General features: G+C 70.6%; 21 protein-coding genes. 10 read left to right on the forward strand and 11 right to left on the reverse strand.

The window, feature by feature from the left end; genetic code table 11:
• Nucleotides 1–438 precede the first annotated feature (438 nt).
• Nucleotides 439–786 (reverse strand): hypothetical protein, encoded by a 348-nt coding sequence (locus NB3_RS08185; RefSeq protein WP_067798962.1) that lies wholly within the window; start codon nt 784–786, stop codon nt 439–441.
• Nucleotides 787–989: 203 nt separating this feature from the next.
• Between NB3_RS08185 and NB3_RS08190 the strand changes: the two genes are divergently transcribed.
• Nucleotides 990–1,286, forward strand: a complete 297-nt coding sequence (locus tag NB3_RS08190) for a hypothetical protein (RefSeq protein ID WP_067798965.1) — start codon at nt 990–992, stop codon at nt 1,284–1,286.
• Between the two features lie 10 nt (nt 1,287–1,296).
• Here NB3_RS08190 and NB3_RS08195 read toward each other — a convergent pair whose 3' ends face one another.
• The 4 genes from NB3_RS08195 to NB3_RS08210 form a co-directional block, all read right to left on the reverse strand.
• Entirely contained in the window at nt 1,297–2,082 is a 786-nt protein-coding gene (locus NB3_RS08195) for an RNA polymerase sigma factor SigF (protein WP_067798968.1), read from the reverse strand.
• Nucleotides 2,072–2,503, reverse strand: coding sequence for an ATP-binding protein (locus NB3_RS08200; RefSeq protein WP_067798971.1), 432 nt, complete (start codon nt 2,501–2,503; stop codon nt 2,072–2,074). Before NB3_RS08200 ends, NB3_RS08195 begins: the two co-directional genes overlap by 11 nt.
• Before the next feature lie 143 nt (nt 2,504–2,646).
• Nucleotides 2,647–3,330: a PAS and ANTAR domain-containing protein gene (locus NB3_RS08205; protein ID WP_067798974.1), complete on the reverse strand. Its 684-nt coding sequence runs from the start codon at nt 3,328–3,330 to the stop codon at nt 2,647–2,649.
• 91 nt (nt 3,331–3,421) lie between these two features.
• The gene (locus tag NB3_RS08210) at nt 3,422–3,835 is read right to left on the reverse strand and encodes an STAS domain-containing protein (RefSeq protein WP_067798977.1); all 414 of its coding nucleotides are present in this window, start codon (nt 3,833–3,835) and stop codon (nt 3,422–3,424) included.
• Between the two features lie 387 nt (nt 3,836–4,222).
• On the opposite strand from NB3_RS08210, the gene NB3_RS08215 reads away from it, so the two are divergent.
• Complete coding sequence (locus NB3_RS08215; RefSeq protein ID WP_067798979.1) at nt 4,223–5,434, forward strand: glycosyltransferase; 1,212 nt, start codon at nt 4,223–4,225, stop codon at nt 5,432–5,434.
• 15 nt (nt 5,435–5,449) lie between these two features.
• Here the strand turns inward: NB3_RS08215 and NB3_RS08220 are convergent, their stop codons facing one another.
• Together NB3_RS08220 and NB3_RS08225 are read right to left on the reverse strand one after the other, a co-directional pair.
• Nucleotides 5,450–5,962, reverse strand: coding sequence for a DUF6328 family protein (locus NB3_RS08220; protein WP_084485985.1), 513 nt, complete (start codon nt 5,960–5,962; stop codon nt 5,450–5,452).
• A complete protein-coding gene (locus NB3_RS08225) occupies nt 5,949–6,374 on the reverse strand; it encodes a ChaB family protein (protein ID WP_067798985.1) in 426 nt (141 codons plus the stop codon). Before NB3_RS08225 ends, NB3_RS08220 begins: the two co-directional genes overlap by 14 nt.
• A 141-nt stretch (nt 6,375–6,515) precedes the next feature.
• Here NB3_RS08225 and NB3_RS08230 point away from each other — a divergent pair, with 141 nt between their 5' ends.
• The 3 genes from NB3_RS08230 to NB3_RS08240 are packed head-to-tail and all read left to right on the forward strand — an operon-like array spanning nt 6,516 to nt 8,074.
• Nucleotides 6,516–7,079, forward strand: a complete 564-nt coding sequence (locus tag NB3_RS08230) for a nucleotidyltransferase family protein (RefSeq protein ID WP_067798988.1) — start codon at nt 6,516–6,518, stop codon at nt 7,077–7,079.
• Nucleotides 7,080–7,349, forward strand: a complete 270-nt coding sequence (locus NB3_RS35520) for a BON domain-containing protein (protein ID WP_067798990.1) — start codon at nt 7,080–7,082, stop codon at nt 7,347–7,349.
• Nucleotides 7,350–7,354: 5 nt separating this feature from the next.
• Entirely contained in the window at nt 7,355–8,074 is a 720-nt protein-coding gene (locus NB3_RS08240) for a metallophosphoesterase family protein (RefSeq protein ID WP_067798993.1), read from the forward strand.
• 12 nt (nt 8,075–8,086) lie between these two features.
• On the opposite strand, the gene NB3_RS08245 is transcribed toward NB3_RS08240, so the two are convergent.
• Nucleotides 8,087–8,503: a CBS domain-containing protein gene (locus tag NB3_RS08245; RefSeq protein WP_067798996.1), complete on the reverse strand. Its 417-nt coding sequence runs from the start codon at nt 8,501–8,503 to the stop codon at nt 8,087–8,089.
• Between the two features lie 195 nt (nt 8,504–8,698).
• On the opposite strand from NB3_RS08245, the gene NB3_RS08250 reads away from it, so the two are divergent.
• From NB3_RS08250 to NB3_RS08270, 5 genes are read left to right on the forward strand one after another with little or no spacing between them, the layout of a single operon-like run.
• Nucleotides 8,699–9,040 (forward strand): MFS transporter, encoded by a 342-nt coding sequence (locus NB3_RS08250; RefSeq protein ID WP_067798999.1) that lies wholly within the window; start codon nt 8,699–8,701, stop codon nt 9,038–9,040.
• Nucleotides 9,041–9,092: 52 nt separating this feature from the next.
• The gene (locus tag NB3_RS08255; protein ID WP_067799001.1) at nt 9,093–9,551 is read left to right on the forward strand and encodes a hypothetical protein; all 459 of its coding nucleotides are present in this window, start codon (nt 9,093–9,095) and stop codon (nt 9,549–9,551) included.
• Nucleotides 9,548–9,865, forward strand: coding sequence for a hypothetical protein (locus NB3_RS08260; protein ID WP_067799004.1), 318 nt, complete (start codon nt 9,548–9,550; stop codon nt 9,863–9,865). The genes NB3_RS08255 and NB3_RS08260 overlap by 4 nt, the downstream gene beginning before the upstream one ends.
• Nucleotides 9,862–10,797: a glycosyltransferase family 9 protein gene (locus tag NB3_RS08265; RefSeq protein ID WP_067799007.1), complete on the forward strand. Its 936-nt coding sequence runs from the start codon at nt 9,862–9,864 to the stop codon at nt 10,795–10,797. Before NB3_RS08260 ends, NB3_RS08265 begins: the two co-directional genes overlap by 4 nt.
• 52 nt (nt 10,798–10,849) lie before the next feature.
• Entirely contained in the window at nt 10,850–12,355 is a 1,506-nt protein-coding gene (locus NB3_RS08270; RefSeq protein ID WP_067799010.1) for an FAD-dependent oxidoreductase, read from the forward strand.
• A 15-nt stretch (nt 12,356–12,370) separates the two neighbouring features.
• Here the strand turns inward: NB3_RS08270 and NB3_RS08275 are convergent, their stop codons facing one another.
• Genes NB3_RS08275 through NB3_RS08285 form a run of 3 tightly spaced genes read right to left on the reverse strand, consistent with a single transcriptional unit; the run spans nt 12,371 to nt 14,873 of the window.
• Complete coding sequence (locus tag NB3_RS08275; RefSeq protein WP_067799013.1) at nt 12,371–12,898, reverse strand: AAA family ATPase; 528 nt, start codon at nt 12,896–12,898, stop codon at nt 12,371–12,373.
• A gap of 53 nt (nt 12,899–12,951) precedes the next feature.
• Nucleotides 12,952–13,812, reverse strand: a complete 861-nt coding sequence (locus NB3_RS08280) for an SDR family oxidoreductase (protein ID WP_067799016.1) — start codon at nt 13,810–13,812, stop codon at nt 12,952–12,954.
• A gap of 35 nt (nt 13,813–13,847) precedes the next feature.
• On the reverse strand, nt 13,848–14,873 hold the full coding sequence (locus NB3_RS08285; protein WP_067799019.1) for a PP2C family protein-serine/threonine phosphatase: 1,026 nt from the start codon (nt 14,871–14,873) through the stop codon (nt 13,848–13,850).
• Between the last annotated feature and the right edge of the window lie 112 nt (nt 14,874–14,985).

Consider the following 14,985-nt stretch of genomic DNA (forward strand, 5'->3'; position numbering starts at 1 on the left):
TCCCTTGCAGACATGCGCAAGCGCGTCACGATGCGGACGACCGCATCCCCATACCGACGCGACTTTCCGCTTTTCGAGCAACCTTTGCTCGGCTGGGAGTACCCCGGTGCCCCTCCGGTAAACATCCGGCAGACCGAAGCGGGGCCTCGTCGTCGTTCCCTCGACGCTATACACCCGCCCGATTCCGGCAACAGCGGGGCGGCACCGAAGTTTGTCGTCCGCGCGCCACCGCAGTACCCAGAGAACGAGTCGGATCATGAAAGGCGCACGGTAACAGCCATTTTCGACGGCGTAATCGGCTCTTCTCGCAACGGAGAGAACCGCAGGCGCGACAACGGGGCTCGCCGGGCGATCATGCCCTGCGTCACATCGCTTCCGATGGAACGATCACTCCAGCCGTCCGTGACCGGTATCACGGCCACCCCAGCGCCCGACCGGCTATCGCGGCGGCTCCAAGCGGTTGAAGTTACTCGGCGGATCGTCGGTGTCGCGCTCCTGGTACCAGAAGCGAAGTTTCCTGGCATCGAACGTCGCGAACCACTCGTCCCATCCCACCCGGCGCAGCACGGCGCCCCCGTACCCGGGAAAGTCGAATCGCAGCACCCCCAGCCGCCCGTCCTGCTCGCTGCCCGGCACTGTCGCGGGCCGCGCTCCGCGCTGGGCCGCCCAGCGGCGGATGACGTCGTGGTTCCTGGTGACGGAGATCCCTCGGGACTGCGTCGACGCCCCCGGCCCACCCGGTCCGAACCGCGGATTCCGGGTGCCTGGGCGGCGCTGGTCGGTCATGACGAGCTCCTCGAGCCATCGGCATCTGTTGTCCGGTTCCTGTCTGACTACCCGTTGGGTCCGATCGGCAAACTGGTCGGCCGGACCGCCGCCGGGCGCGGACCGGTTGGCCCGGCGATCGGTGGGTAACCGGCCGATGATCGGCCGGTCGAGCGCGGTCGCCGAGGTCGCGCAGCCGGTCGCCCGAAGGAGGAGGAGTTCGCATGTCCACCGACAGCGCGGTGCATCCGGTCCCGCCCACGCCGGAGCCGGACCCGGTGCCGCCCATCCCGGAACCGGATCCCGTGCCGCCGATTCCCGAGCCCGACCCCATTCCGGAGCCGAATCCCGTTCCGCCGGAACCCGATCCGCATCCCCTGCCGCCGGTTCCCGGTCCCGCGCCGCGGCCGCCCGGCCCCGGCCCCGACCCGGTCCCGCCGACGCCGGACCCGGGCCGCCCGTCGCCGGACCCCGGTCTGCCGGGGCCGTCACCGGACCCGGCGCCGCCGAATCCGGTGTAGCGGGCCGCGCTCAGTCCCGCAGCGCCTGCTCGCGCAGCGCGCTCAGGGTTCTGGAGAGAATGCGCGAGACGTGCATCTGGGAGACCCCGAGCCGCTCGGCGATCTGGTTCTGGGTCAAAGACTCGAAGAATCGCATGGTCAGCACCTGACGCTCGCGCTCGGGAAGCTCGCCGAGCAGCGGCCCGACCGCCATCACGTCCTCGACCAGGTGATACGAGGGCTCCTCCGCGCCGAGGCTGTCCAGCAGCGGCTGCGCGGCGCTCTCGGCGTCCTCGCCGGTGGCCGCGTCGATGGACGAGGACTGGTAGGCGTTGCCCGCGATCAGTGCTTGGGTCACCTCCACCAGGTCGACGTCCAGCTCCGCCGCGATCTCCCTGGCGCGTGGCATCCGGCCCAGCTTCTGCGACAGCGCTTCGACGGTCGGACCGATGCTCAGCTGGATCTCCTTGGTGCGGCGCGGCACCCGCACGGCCCAGGTGTTGTCCCGGAAGTGCCGCCGGACCTCGCCCATGATCGTCGGCACGGCGAAGGACAGGAACGACGAGCCGCGCGTGACGTCGAACCGGTCGGCTGCCTGCACCAACCCGAGGCGGGCCACTTGCAGCAGGTCGTCGAAGTTCTCGCCACGGCCCGCGAACTTGCGGGCGATGTGCTCGGCCAGCGGCAGGCATCGTTCGATCAGTTCCCGGCGCAGCGTCTCGCGGCGCGCGTCGCCCGGGTCCAGCGCGGCGATCTTCTCGAACAGCGGCTCGATGTTGTCGTAGGTGTCCCCGCGCGACCTCGGCTCACCCGCCATTCGGGGCCCCTCGTACCCAGCTGAAGTCGATCACGGTGGGATATCCGCCGAGCACACTGTCGTAGGAGCCCTGCGCGGCCGCGATCGAGTCGGTCAGCGTGCGCACGATGTGCCAGCCGAGCCCGGCGTATCCGAGCACCGACTCGGTGACCGCCACCGAGGAGACGTGCACGAACATCTTGCCGTCGTCGTAGGTGAACTCGCAGTCGATCGTCGAGCCGGGGGCGGCGTCGAGGATGAGCGAGGTCGCCACCTCGTCCAGCGCGAGCCGGATGTCGGTCACCTCGTCCAAGGCGAAGTCCGCGATGAGAGCGACCGTCTCGGCGAGCGCGCGGAGCATGGTCAACTGTTCCAGCCGGGCGGGCACTCGTACACCGACCGTCGTCGTGTCGGTCGAGGATCGGGAAGTCGACTCCCCCATTGGCCCATCACCACCTTGTCCTCACAGCCACTCCACTGTGGCCTGCGTACCGCACACCCTGGCGCCACGGACTGTGGAGCGGAAATAAATCGCCACGTTCCTCGTTCGGGGACGTACCCGCCGCGCCGGGATCGAAACGCCGGTCAGTCGCCGTCGATGCGCTCGTGGGCGGTGAGCAGCAGATGATCGAATTCGGTTCGCAGCCTTACCGTGACCCCGGCAAGGCCGGGTAGATCCGCGACCAGCCGCGCGGCCAGTTTGCGCAGTTTGACGTTCGTTTCCTGCGATCGCCAGCTCAGTACCCGGAACGCCTGTTCGGGGCCGACGCCATAGATCAGCATGAGCGCGCCCTTCGCCTGCTCGATCACCGCGCGGGCCGCGTACAGCTCGGGTAGCGCGTCGTGCAGTGTCTCCTGCCGATGCTCGGCGAGGGTGTCGGTGACATCGATGTAGTAGCCGGAGGTGCCGACCACATGCCCCGCGTCGTCGACCATCCGGTCGGCGACCAGGATCACATGGTGCACGGCGCCCGCGGTATCGATGATGCGGTGGCGACTGGAGAACGGTTCCGCGTCGGCGATCGACCGCGCCAAGGCGCTGGCCACCGCTTCGCGATCGTCGGGGTGTTTGTGCGCCAGCAACAACTCCGTCGTCGGGGTCACCGCCCCCGGTGCGTAGCCGTGCATCGATGCGACCTCGCCCGACCATTCCCACCGTTGGTCGGCGAACCAGAAACGGAAGCTGCCGACACTTTGCGGCGTTCCGGTACCGATCACCCGATCCAGCGCGATGGCGTTCTCCGGCTGGACCGACCTGCTCTCACTCACTGCTGAAGTATCCGATGCCGGTGCGCCCGGTGTGACCGGATCGGACGGGGTCACACCGGCGAGCACGGGCTTCGTGTCGGCGGCCTCCGGCTCAGGCGTCCAAGGCCGTGCGCATGGACGGATAGCGGGCGAACAGCGACCGCACGCCGGTCACTTCGAGTGCCCGCTCGACTCCCGCTCCGCCCGCGACGATGCGCAGATCCGGATGACCCGACCCCTCGCCCCGCAGCGCACCGAGCCGCACGGCCGCGCGCAGACTCAGGAATCTCGCCCCGCGCAGATCGATCACCACGGCATCGCACGGTGACTGCAGCGCACGCTCGACCGTCTCGAAGAATTCGGCCGACACGGCGGCGTCCAACTCGCCTTCGACCCGGACCACCACACATTCGCGACGGCGGTCCACCCGCTGTGCCCACAACCGGTTGTCCCGACGACGTCCCGGTCCCGAACCATTGAGATGCACGCCATCGGCGTGGTCCCGTAGCAGAGAAATGGCAGACAAGTCGAACCTCCCGTGTAGGGGGTATCCAGTCCTTCGCGACGGCCGGGGAGGGCGGCGCGAGCGCGAACCGGTTGCCGTGCCGTCCCATCGACCGGCTGCGCCGAATGCGTCGAACCGGGGTCGGCTGTGATCTCAACCTCCCTACAGTGTGGCACGGCCGACCCGTTCCCGACAGCGTTCGGTAGGAGAACGTGACCCGCCGCCGCAGGGCCCGCAACCGGGCAAAACCGACCGATCGGCCCGCTATGCGGCCGCTGACGTGGGGTTTCATCGGGCGGCCTCCGGGCATCCCGACCATATTCCCGAACGTCACGCGATGCCGGTCGTAGGGCAACCGCGCGTACACGCGCGTCCGGATGTGCCCGCGACGAGAGAACGGAGCACCCGGTGAAGATTGCCATGGTTTCCGAAGACGCCAGCCCGCTCGCCGAAGGCGGCCCCGCGGACGGGGGCGGCCGCGGCGCCTACGTCGCGGAATTGTCGGCGGCGTACGCCCGCCGCGGCCACGACGTGACGGTCTACACCCGGCGCATCAGTCCGCGTGCTCCCGCCGAGCTACTGGCCGAGGGCGGCTATCGCGTGGTGCACGTGCCGGCCGGACCGCCCACTCCCCTGCCGAGCGACCGCACGCTGCCCTACCTCGGCGATTTCGGCACGGTGCTGCGGCGGCACTGGACCGCCGACCGACCCGACATCGCGCACGCGCACTACTGGAAATCCGGGCTCGCCGCCGAGCTGGCCTCCCGCGCGCACGGCATCCCGGTGGTGCTGACCTTCCACGGGCTCGGCACCGTGCAGCGGCGCTCCGAAGGCCTCGCCGACCCGAGCCCGCGCTCGCGGATCAGGTTCGAGCGGCTCATCGCGACGCGGGCGGCGCACGTGGTGGCGACCTGCTCCGACGAGGTCGCGGAACTGGCCAGGATGGGCGTGCCGCGTTTCCGGACATCGATCGTGCCGCACGGGGTCGACCTCACGACGTTCACCCCGGAGGGCGCCGCCGCCGATCGGCACGCCACCCACCGGTTGCTCGCGGCCGGAGAGCTGGTGCGTCGCAGCGGATTCGACCCCGTGATCCGCGCGCTGCCGCAGCTGCCCGACACCGAACTGGTGATCGTCGGCGGCCCGGCGGCCGACGACGAGGACGACGCCGAAGGCCGCAGGCTGCGCCGCATCGCGTCGGAACACGGTGTGCGCGAACGCCTCCGGCTGACCGGGCCGGTGTCGCGGCCGCTGCGGCCCCGGCTGTACCGCTCCGCCGACGTCGTGGTCTGCACCCCCTGGTACGAGCCGTTCGGCCGGGTGGCGTTGGAGGCGATGGCCTGCGGGAAGCCGGTGGTCGCCACGGCCGTCGGTGGCCTGCTGGACACCGTGGTCGACGGCGTCACGGGACGATTCGTCGCTCCGCCCGAACCCGACGCCATCGTGCGGGCGGTGCGCCCGCTGCTGGCGGACTCGACGTTGCGCGAAACCTGGGGCGCCGCGGGCTATCAGCGGGCCGCGAGCCGCAGCTCCTGGGACCGGGTCGCGGTCGAGACGCTCAGCGCCTATCACCGCGGCGCTCCCGCGCACGCGGGCGAGGTCGTGTCCTGGGCGCGGTGACCAGGTAGCGCCTGCTCAGTAGCGCTCGGCGCGGACGTCTTCGGACGCGCTGCGCCAGCGCCACGGCGCGACCAGCCACGTGGACACGAACAACGCCACGGCGGCGACGCCCGCCACGATCGCCGCGGCCACGCCGATCACGTAGTCGACCACGAGGATCACCGCGCCGATCAGCGCCAGCCCCAGCAGGGCGACGCCCGCCATCGCGCAGCGGTGGGCCGCCGAGACGACATTGCCCAGCCGGTGCCTGCGGAACAGGATCCGATGCCAGGACACCGGCGCGATCAGGAACACCGTGGCACCGAGAACGGTGGCCAAGGTCGCCAGGTACAGCGCTCGCATCCCCGGTGTCAACGTGCCGAACGACGCCTGGAACGGCAGGACCAGCAGCGCGCCGAACAGGAACTGCACGCCCGTCTGCACGACACGCAACTCCTGGACCAGGCTTCCCCAGTTCCGGTCCAGCCGTTCCAGCTCGGTCTCGCCGCGCTCGCGGCGGGCCCAGGCGTCGTCGTCACTTCCTGGCACGCGCGGCCTCCTGGCGATTGCGTTTCTTGATCGCCTCGACGAGTTCGTCCTTGGTCATCCGCGAGCGCCCGGTGACCTCCAATCGCCGGGCGATATCGAGCAAGTGGTCCTTCGACGCGTTGGCGTCGACGCCTTCGGCCGTCTCGCCCCGCGCGTCCGGCCCGCGTTGCTCGGCGCGTTCATCCGATGGACCGCGGCGCGCTTTGGCCTCCCAGTGGTCGCCGACTTTCTCGTAGCTGTGCTTCAGCGCGGCGTAGGCGACACGGTGCGCGCGCTGTTCGTCACCGTCGTATTGCTCCAGCGCGGCGTCGTGCGCCTCGGCGAAGGTGCGCTGCGCCTTCTCCTCCGACCTTTTCAGCGTGCTCGGCAACTCGGACTTCTTCACGTCGCCGCGCGCTGTCGTCTTGGGCATGATCGCTCCCTTCCCTGCTCGCGAAGTCGGTCCGAAGTGGTCCGGAAACCCGGGGTGGGGCCGCGCCGGGCCCTCCGGATATCCGGACGCATACCCGGTGAAACGCCGATTAACCCGGCGTCCGCCGGGTACCACCGCTGCATGGCCGTTACCACCGATCAGCTGCTGCATGCGCTCACCCGTACGGTGAACGCCCTGGCGGCGACTGATATCCGATTCGCGGTGGCGGGCGGCTGCGCGGTCTACGCCCGTGGCGGCCCCGCCTCCCAGCACGACGTCGACATCTTCGTCAAACCCGCCGACAGCGGGCGGGCGATCAACGCGCTGGCCCGAGCCGGCCTGCGGGTGTGCGACCCGCCGGAGAACTGGTTGCGCAAGGTCTACGCCGACGACATCCTGGTCGACGTCATCCATCGCCCGAACGATCGCGAGGTGACCGACGAACTGCTCGACCGGGCCACCCAGATGCGCATCGGACCGGCCAAGGCCCCGGTGATCAGCGGCACCGACCTGATGATCGACAAGATGCTCGTCTTCGACGCGCACCGCCTCGATCTCAGCCCGATCCTGCACATCGCGCGCGACCTGCGCGAGCAGGTCGACTGGGAGGTGGTGCGCGAGCAGACCAAGGCCTCGCCCTACGCGCGGGCGTTCATGGGCCTGATCGACGATCTCGGCATCACCCGCACCGGAAAGGTGGAGTAGATGGAGCAGCCGCAATACCTGGTCGCCCGCTTGCGCCGGGCGCTGGCCGAGGATCCCCGCACCGCCGAACTCGGTGTGCAGGTGACCATTCGCGGCGACGTCGTGGTGCTGTGCGGCGAGGTGAGCAGCGAGAACTGCAAGCAGCAGATGGAAACCGTTGTGCACGAGCAACTTCCGCACGCGCGAATCCACAACGACGTCCATGTCACCCGCCCGACGGCGCCCGTCGAGATCGAGACGCTGGAGCCCGACGTATCCGAAAGGGGTTGAGCCGCATGCGGATAGCCGCGGTCGGTGACGTACATCTCGGCGCGGACTCGCGCGGCCAGTGGCGGCCGGCGCTGGAGGGGCTGTCCGAGCGGGCGGATGTGCTGCTGCTCGCGGGCGATCTGACCCGCCACGGCGCCGTCGAGGAGGGCCGGGTCGTCGCGGAGGAGTTCGCCGAGCTGGGTGTGCCGGTCGTCGCCGTCCTCGGCAACCACGACTATCACGGCGACGCCGAACAGGAGATCAGCAAGGTGCTGACCGACCACGGCATCACGGTCCTCGAGGGCACCTCCGTGACGCTGGACGTCGACGGGAGCACGCTCGGAGTCGCGGGCACGAAAGGCTTCGGCGGCGGCTTCGCGGGCAAATGCGCGAGCGTCTTCGGTGAACCCCTGATGCGCGAATTCGCCGGGCACACCGTGGACGTGGCCGCGGCGCTCGGCGACGCGCTGGCCGATCTGCGGACCGATGTCACCGTCGCGCTCACGCACTACTCCCCGATCAGCGACACCCTGCACGGCGAGCCGAGGGAGATCTATCCGTTCCTCGGCTCCTACCTGCTCGGCGAGGCGATCGATGCGCACGGCGCCGACTTGGCGCTGCACGGTCACGCCCACGCGGGCACCGAGCGCGGCACCACCCCGGGCGGCATCCGGGTGCGCAATGTCGCCCAGCCGGTGATCCGAGCGGCCTACGCGGTCTACGACATGCACCCGGCCGCGGTCTGAGCGCCGCCGGACTCAGAAGTCGATCGAGATCGCTTCCACGGTGCTGCCCGACTGGGCGTTCTCGACCGTGGTGGCGACGTCGGCCTGCGCGATGATGCCGACCAGCCTGCCGTGGTCAAGCACCGGCACGCGGCGCACCTGATGCTGCGACATCACCGACATCACCTTGCGGACGTCGTCGTCGGCTTCGACGGTGACCAATTCGCCCCCGAGTTCGCCCGCGTCGACGCCGAGCGGGTCCTTACGCTGGGCGATCACCTTCACGACGATGTCGCGATCGGTGAGCATTCCTTTCAGCTTGTCGTCCTCACCGCGGATGGGCAAGGCGCCGACGTTCAACTCCGCCATACGCTGCGCGGCCGCGACCACCGTGTCGCTGGAGCGGACGCACTCGACGTTCGGGGTCATGATCTCCCGTGCTGTTGTCATCGGGATCCTCCTGGAACTTCTCGCGGGTACGAGCGGCCGGGAACAGGGCCGCTCGCTGAGGTGCTACCCCCGTTTCGGACGCCTTAACGCGGGCATTCGACCGGTACGGCCGCCAAGGACGGCCCGCTCGAACACCGCGGGCCACGGGCTGCCGGGCGCACCGAAATCGTTGCCGCTCAGCAGAAAGGACATCCGATGCTGCCAGCACCGAACGAGCCGACCGCGGGATCCGGCCCCGGAGAGCAGCACACACCCCGGACCCAGGGGTTCCCGGACGACAGCCGCACCATCCGGGCGCACGCCGGAGAATCCATCGAGGACGCCCGCAACTGGCCGGGCATCATCCTGGTCGCGGTCGGCCTCGTGGCCATGGCGCTGACGCTCACCGCCGCCGGGTACGGGTTCGAGGGATGGGCGGTGGTGGCGGGGATCGTCAGCGGCGTCTGCATCATCGCGGGCGTCTTGGTGATCGTCGCCGAGCACCGTCGGGTCAAGGCACGGGAAGGCAAGCGGCTGCGAGACGCCGCCGGCCACTGATCGATCGCTCGCGCCCGCCCCGGGAACGGGGCTTTGCACTCCAGGAGAAAGAATGAGAAACCAGCCCAACCGGCCCTTGGGCCGCTTCACCCTGCTCGCCGGCGTCTTGGCCGCGGGTTCGGCGCTCACGGCGTGTTCGGTCGACGACGGCGATTCCGCGGCGGACACGCCGGCGCCCGCGACCGTCTCGATCACCATGCCCGCGCCGAGCAGCCGCCAGGTGCCCGACACCGACCAGATCACCGCGGAAGCGGCGAAGCAGCTGTGCGACATGATGGGCGCAGACATCGACACCTGGCGCAGCCAGGGCGCCACGGTGGCCAAAGTGACGTTCAACGGCACCGTCCATAATTGGGCGGCCCGTAACGGCGGGCTCAACGACGTCGTCGTCACCGACCGCGGCACGATCGACACCATCACCACGCAGACCTGCCCGCAGGTGCGCGAACAGGCGCTGGAGGCGCTGGGCGTGCCGGACCTGGCGTCGGCGCTGGCGGGGTTCGGGCGATGAGCGCCGCGAGCCGGATGGGTGTCGCCGTGCTGGCCGCGCTGGCGGTGTGCGCGGCAGGGTGCGGCGACGAGCCGGAGAAGATCGTGAACAAGGGCGGTGACACCCCGTGCAACGAATACGTCGCCCAGGATCCCGACAAACAGCGCATCACCACCGAGAAGTTCCTCGAAGAGGAGCGCGAGGGTAACGAGACGCCCGACGCCAGGACCGTCGACGCGGCGATCGCGGCGATCAAGCTGATGTGCGCGGCGCAGGCCAACCCGGACACGCCGATCCGCAAGGCCGACCTCACCGGCATCTTCGTGCCGAAATGACGGTGCTGCTCGCGCTGCGCGCGCACGGGTTGCGGGAACTGCTCACCGCGGTTCCCGCTCTGCGCGCGCTGCACGAGGCGCGTCCGCGGCACCGGCTCGTGCTGGCGGCGCCGGGATGGCTGCGCCCGGTCGTCGATCTGGCCGCGTGCGCCGACGAATTCCACGCGACGCCGCTGGCGGGCGGATTGCGCTGGAATGCCCCCGCGCCGACTTTCGCGGTCAATCTGCACGACGCCGGAGCCGAGAGCATCCGCGCGCTGCTGGCCACCGACCCGGAACGAATGATCACTCACCGCCACAAGGACTTTCCGCGCGTGCCCGGCCCGCTGTTCGAGCCGGGCCTGCCCGACCCGCTGCGGTGGTGCAAGCTGCTGGAATGGGCGGGAATCCCGGCCGACCCGGCTCGACTGGACATCACGCCGCCACCGGAGTGCACCGGTGAACGCCGCTCCATCGTCGTCCACCCGGGCGGGGCGCCGGCTCGGCGCTGGCCCGCCGACCGCTTCGCGGCCGTGGCCGCGGGCCTGCGCGAGTGGGGATGTCCGGTGCGGATAGTCGGCAGCGCCGAGGACCGGCCGCTCGCGCGCAGCGTCGCCGACCGGGCCGGGTTGTCCGAGAACGATGTTCTGGCAGGCGAACTCACGCTGCGCCAACTCGCCGTGACGGTGGCCGACGCGTCCCTCGTGCTCAGCGGCGATACCGGGGTAGGGCATCTGGCCACGGCGTTCGGCACGCCGTCGGTGCTGATCTTCGGTCCCGATTCACCCGAGGTCTGGGGACCGCCACCGGAACGGGCCGCCCATGTCGCCTTGTGGGCCGGGCACCCCGGCGACCCGCGGTCGGACACGCCCGCGCCCGGATTGGCGATGATCAGCGCCGCCGAAGTGCTCGCCGCCGCGGATCGGCAACTCAGCGGCCACGTGCGAGTGTGAGAAGGACGCCGCACGGGCGTTTCACCCCGGCGAGACCGGCTATCTCGGGCATATGACGTCCCTATGGTTGCACGGCGCGCAGGTTCCGGCGCGGTTGCGGTTGACGCCGGGATCGCGCTTCGACACGGTGGTGATCGGCGGTGGGCTCACCGGACTGGTGACCGCGCTGCTGCTGGCCGAGAACGGTGTCGAGGTGGCCGTGGTCGAAGGAAGGCGCGTCGGCGCGGGCACCACCGGCGCGACCACCGGGAAGGTCAGCCTGCTGCAGGGAACGCGGGCTCAGCAGATCGCGCGGCACCACTCCGACGACGTCCTGCGCGACTACGTGGCGGCCAATCGCGAAGGGCAGGAATGGCTCCTGCGGTTCTGCGCGGCGCACGGCGTCACCGTCGATCGGGCCGCGGCGTTGACCTACGCGCAGGACGACGACGAATTGTCGGCCGTGCGAGCCGAATACGCCGCGACCCAGAAAGCGGGGCTGCCCACCGAATTGCTCCGCGAGGTGGACGCGCCTTTCCCGGTGCGCGGCGCGGTGCGCCTCGCCGATCAGGCCCAGCTCGATCCGATGGCGCTGCTGGCCGCACTCGCGGCCGACGTGGAGTCGCACGGAGCGCCGATCTACGAATCCACCCTCGTGCGCGGCGTACACCATGGCGACCGCGGTGAGCTCGTCGTCGACACCGAGCACGGCGACCTCGGTGCGCGCCGGGTGGTGCTGGCCACCGGGACGCCGATCCTCGATCGCGGGGGATTCTTCGCCCGCCTCACTCCGCAACGCTCCTATCTGACGGCCTTCCGCCTGGACCGGCCCGCGCCGCGCGATATGTACATCAGCGCGGGCAGCCCGACCCGTTCCCTGCGCCGTGCCCAGGGAACGGACGGCGAGCTCCTGCTGGTCGGCGGCAACGGTCACGTCGTCGGCCGGGGCGGATCCACCCGGGAGAAAGTGGAGGATCTGGTGCACTGGACGCGCACCTGGTTCCCCGGCGCCGAGCTCACGCACCGCTGGTCCGCTCAGGACTACTCCCCCGTCGGGGAACTCCCCTATGTCGGTCCGTTGCTGCCGGGGCAGAACGATATCCAGCTGGCCACCGGCTACGCCAAGTGGGGCTTGACCAACGGGGTGGCCGCGGCGATCGCGCTGGCCGGACGCCTCACCGGGGCGACACCTCGGTGGGCGGGCGCGCTGGCGAGCTGGCGTCCGGACGAACTCAAGGCACTGCCGGCGGCGACGAAGATCAACGGCGCCGTGGCGCAGAAGCTGTCCGCGGGCTGGCTGCGGGTCGCGACCCGCCACGACGGCGCCGCTCCGGCCGAAGGCTGCGGCACCGTACTGCGCGAGGGCTTGCACCCGACGGCGGTGTGCACGGTCGACGGCGTCACCAACCGGGTCTCTGCGGTGTGCCCGCACCTGTACGGCATCCTCGATTGGAACGACGAGGAGCGGACCTGGGATTGCCCGCTGCACGGCTCCCGCTTCGCCGCCGACGGCACCCTGCTCGAAGGCCCGGCCACCAGTTCGCTGACTCCCCTGCGGGTGCCGCGCGACAGCGGGTAGGAGCGGACCGGCTGCTCAGTCCGCCAGCGGCGTGGCGTCGGCGAGGATTCGATCGACCGTCTGCTCGACCGTCAGATCCGACGTATCCAGCCAGAGCCCGATCCGGGGTGTGTGCTCGCGCAGCACTCGGTCCAGCCCCGCGACGGTGAATTCGTCGTAGGCGTCTTTCGCGCGTCCGGCTTCGCGCGCCAGGACGACTTCGGGGCGTGGCGCCAGCACGACCACATAGAGCGGTCGCGTGACGATCAGCTCCGCCGTCCATGGCAGGAATTCGCCGAGGACGACATCTTGCAGCACAGCCGTGAACCCGGCATCGGCATAGGCGTCGGCCGTCGCGGCGGCCAGGGTGTGCCGTAGCCGCAGCTGGGCCAACGCCTCCGGCGAGGGGTCCGCGCTCATCTCCGCGCGTCCGTTCACGACGAACCGGCGGAAGACGTCGCCGCGCACGTGCGCCGAGCGGGGCAGGCGTTCGGCGAGCGCTTGGGCGACGGTGGATTTGCCCGCGGCCTGGATGCCGGTGATCAGATAGACAGCCGATGCCATGACAACGATCATGGCGATCCGCCGTGCGGCCGGTGGCGGCGGCCCCGCCGCGCTCAGTTCACGGGAGCGCCAGCCCCCTGCGCGACGTAGCGGTTCATCGCCCAGTTCAGTCCGCGCATCGCGGCGTTGTACGCGGGCGGGAAATACCGCTGCGCCCAGAAGCCCACCCGGATGTCGGGCGAAGTGAACACGAGGTAGCGGTTGCGCTCGACGCCACGCACGATCGATCGCGCCGCCGCCTCGGGGGTGACCGCGTGCCGCATGAACAGCGCCATGCCCCGCTGCACCGCTTCGGCCGTCCGATCGACGCCCGCGATGTCGACGCTGTCGACCATGGGAGTGGCCATGGCGCCGGGACACACCAGGCTCACGCCGATGCGGTGGCGCGCCAGATCGAAACGCAGCACCTCCGACACCCCGCGCAGGCCGAACTTGCCCGCGCTGTAGGGCGCGTGCCACGGCAAGCCGAACAGGCCGGCCGCCGAGGACACGTTCACCACGTGACCGCCGCGCTCGGCCGCGATCATCGGCGGAACGAACGCTTCGATCACGTGGATCGGGCCCATGAGGTCGATGTCGACGGTGCGCCGCCACTGCTCGTGCGTCAGCCGGTCGACGGTCCCCCAGGTCGCGATTCCGGCCACGTTCATGACGATGTCGACGCTGCCGGCCACGTCGTGCACCTCGGCTGCCAGCGCGACGACCTGCTCGTAGTCGCTGACATCGGCCGCCTGCGCGAGGTGGACGGTCGCCCCGGCGGCGCGCGCGTCGGCCGCGGTCCGTGCCAGGCCGTCGGCGGCGATGTCGGTCAGCACGAGCGAAGCGCCTCGGGCCGCCACCGCGAGCGCCGTGCTACGGCCGAGACCGCTGGCCGCGCCGGTGATCAGACAGGTTTTGCCGGCGAACTTCGTCATAGTCGACGACCATACGCAACCATGAACACCGCTGTCTATGGAACCGGCGAAGGGCTCTCCCCCGGAACGGGCGCGAGCGCGACCGTGATGTTGTCGCCGCCGCCGCACCGCAGCGCGAACTCCGCGAGGGCGCGCGCCGCCTCCGCGGGCGGCTTCCCCGCCACCTGATCGGCCAGCGCCGATGGCGACGGCGAGTAGTTCCACAGTCCGTCGGAGCACAGCAGCAGTACGCCGGGGCCCGAGACGCGCACCGTCCGTACGCAGTTGTCGGCCCACGGCCGCGGCGGGCTGTCGGCGCCGAGCCAGCGGATCAGCGTATGCGCCCGCGGATCGGCCATCGCCGCGCGCTCGTCCATCGCGCCCGCGTCGACCAGCGCCTGTGCCCACGAGTCGTCGACGGTCAAACGCTCGGGTTGCCCCTCGCCTTCGGGCGAGGGCAGCCAGTAGGCGCGGCTGTCACCGACATTGGCCACGGTGATCTCGGTTTCCGCGCCGTGGTGGGCGAGGACGGCGGACACGTAGGTGCACGAGGGCGCCGGGCCGTCGGGCACGTCCACGTCGCGGACCGCCTGCACCGCCGCGGCAAGCCCGGCCATGATCGCCTCGGCCGCGGGCTGCCCGGCGGCGAGCGCGGCTGCGGTGGCGCCGACACCGGCCCGCACCGCGGCACCGGAGGCCACCTGCGGCCGCGACGACGTCGACACACCGTCGCTGACCGCGATCACGACGGCCGTATCCACCTCCGCCACCACGTCCCGCAGCACCCCGGCCGCGACGGCGTCCTCGTTGCGCGCGTGGACGATGCCACGATCGGTGAGCACGGCGACCGCGCCGAGATCGATGTCGAAGCGATCCCGCACCGGCCCGGACCGGCCACACCGCGCGCAGCGCCCGTCGGCGTAGAAGTGGTCACCCCCGCACTCGGCGCACGAGGTCGCCTCGGGACCGGGCAGCGCTACATATCGATAACCGAGTTCCAGACCGCAGGACGCGCACCGCTCGCCGTCGAGTCCGACAGCCGAGCATCCGGCGCAGCGTAGGTCGGTGCCGTCATCGCTCATCGGACGGCTCCCCGGCCGACGGCGCCGCGGCATGCTCCGGAAGTCGTTGGCCCAACCGTAACCACAGTGGCTCGTTGCTGGTGCGAACTTCCACACCCTCCTCCTTCATCTC

It is taken from the genome of Nocardia beijingensis NBRC 16342 (assembly GCF_001612785.1).
Taxonomy (GTDB): domain Bacteria; phylum Actinomycetota; class Actinomycetes; order Mycobacteriales; family Mycobacteriaceae; genus Nocardia; species Nocardia beijingensis.

Coding starts and splice junctions, on each gene's coding strand:
- NB3_RS08185 (WP_067798962.1), bottom strand. CDS start 786: ATGACCGACCAGCGCCGCCCAGGCACCCGGAATCCGCGGTTCGGACCG.
- NB3_RS08190 (WP_067798965.1), top strand. CDS start 990: ATGTCCACCGACAGCGCGGTGCATCCGGTCCCGCCCACGCCGGAGCCG.
- NB3_RS08195 (WP_067798968.1), bottom strand. CDS start 2,082: ATGGCGGGTGAGCCGAGGTCGCGCGGGGACACCTACGACAACATCGAG.
- NB3_RS08200 (WP_067798971.1), bottom strand. CDS start 2,503: ATGGGGGAGTCGACTTCCCGATCCTCGACCGACACGACGACGGTCGGT.
- NB3_RS08225 (WP_067798985.1), bottom strand. CDS start 6,374: ATGCCCAAGACGACAGCGCGCGGCGACGTGAAGAAGTCCGAGTTGCCG.
- NB3_RS08230 (WP_067798988.1), top strand. CDS start 6,516: ATGGCCGTTACCACCGATCAGCTGCTGCATGCGCTCACCCGTACGGTG.
- NB3_RS35520 (WP_067798990.1), top strand. CDS start 7,080: ATGGAGCAGCCGCAATACCTGGTCGCCCGCTTGCGCCGGGCGCTGGCC.
- NB3_RS08240 (WP_067798993.1), top strand. CDS start 7,355: ATGCGGATAGCCGCGGTCGGTGACGTACATCTCGGCGCGGACTCGCGC.
- NB3_RS08245 (WP_067798996.1), bottom strand. CDS start 8,503: ATGACAACAGCACGGGAGATCATGACCCCGAACGTCGAGTGCGTCCGC.
- NB3_RS08250 (WP_067798999.1), top strand. CDS start 8,699: ATGCTGCCAGCACCGAACGAGCCGACCGCGGGATCCGGCCCCGGAGAG.
- NB3_RS08255 (WP_067799001.1), top strand. CDS start 9,093: ATGAGAAACCAGCCCAACCGGCCCTTGGGCCGCTTCACCCTGCTCGCC.
- NB3_RS08260 (WP_067799004.1), top strand. CDS start 9,548: ATGAGCGCCGCGAGCCGGATGGGTGTCGCCGTGCTGGCCGCGCTGGCG.
- NB3_RS08265 (WP_067799007.1), top strand. CDS start 9,862: ATGACGGTGCTGCTCGCGCTGCGCGCGCACGGGTTGCGGGAACTGCTC.
- NB3_RS08270 (WP_067799010.1), top strand. CDS start 10,850: ATGACGTCCCTATGGTTGCACGGCGCGCAGGTTCCGGCGCGGTTGCGG.
- NB3_RS08275 (WP_067799013.1), bottom strand. CDS start 12,898: ATGGCATCGGCTGTCTATCTGATCACCGGCATCCAGGCCGCGGGCAAA.
- NB3_RS08280 (WP_067799016.1), bottom strand. CDS start 13,812: ATGACGAAGTTCGCCGGCAAAACCTGTCTGATCACCGGCGCGGCCAGC.
- NB3_RS08285 (WP_067799019.1), bottom strand. CDS start 14,873: ATGAGCGATGACGGCACCGACCTACGCTGCGCCGGATGCTCGGCTGTC.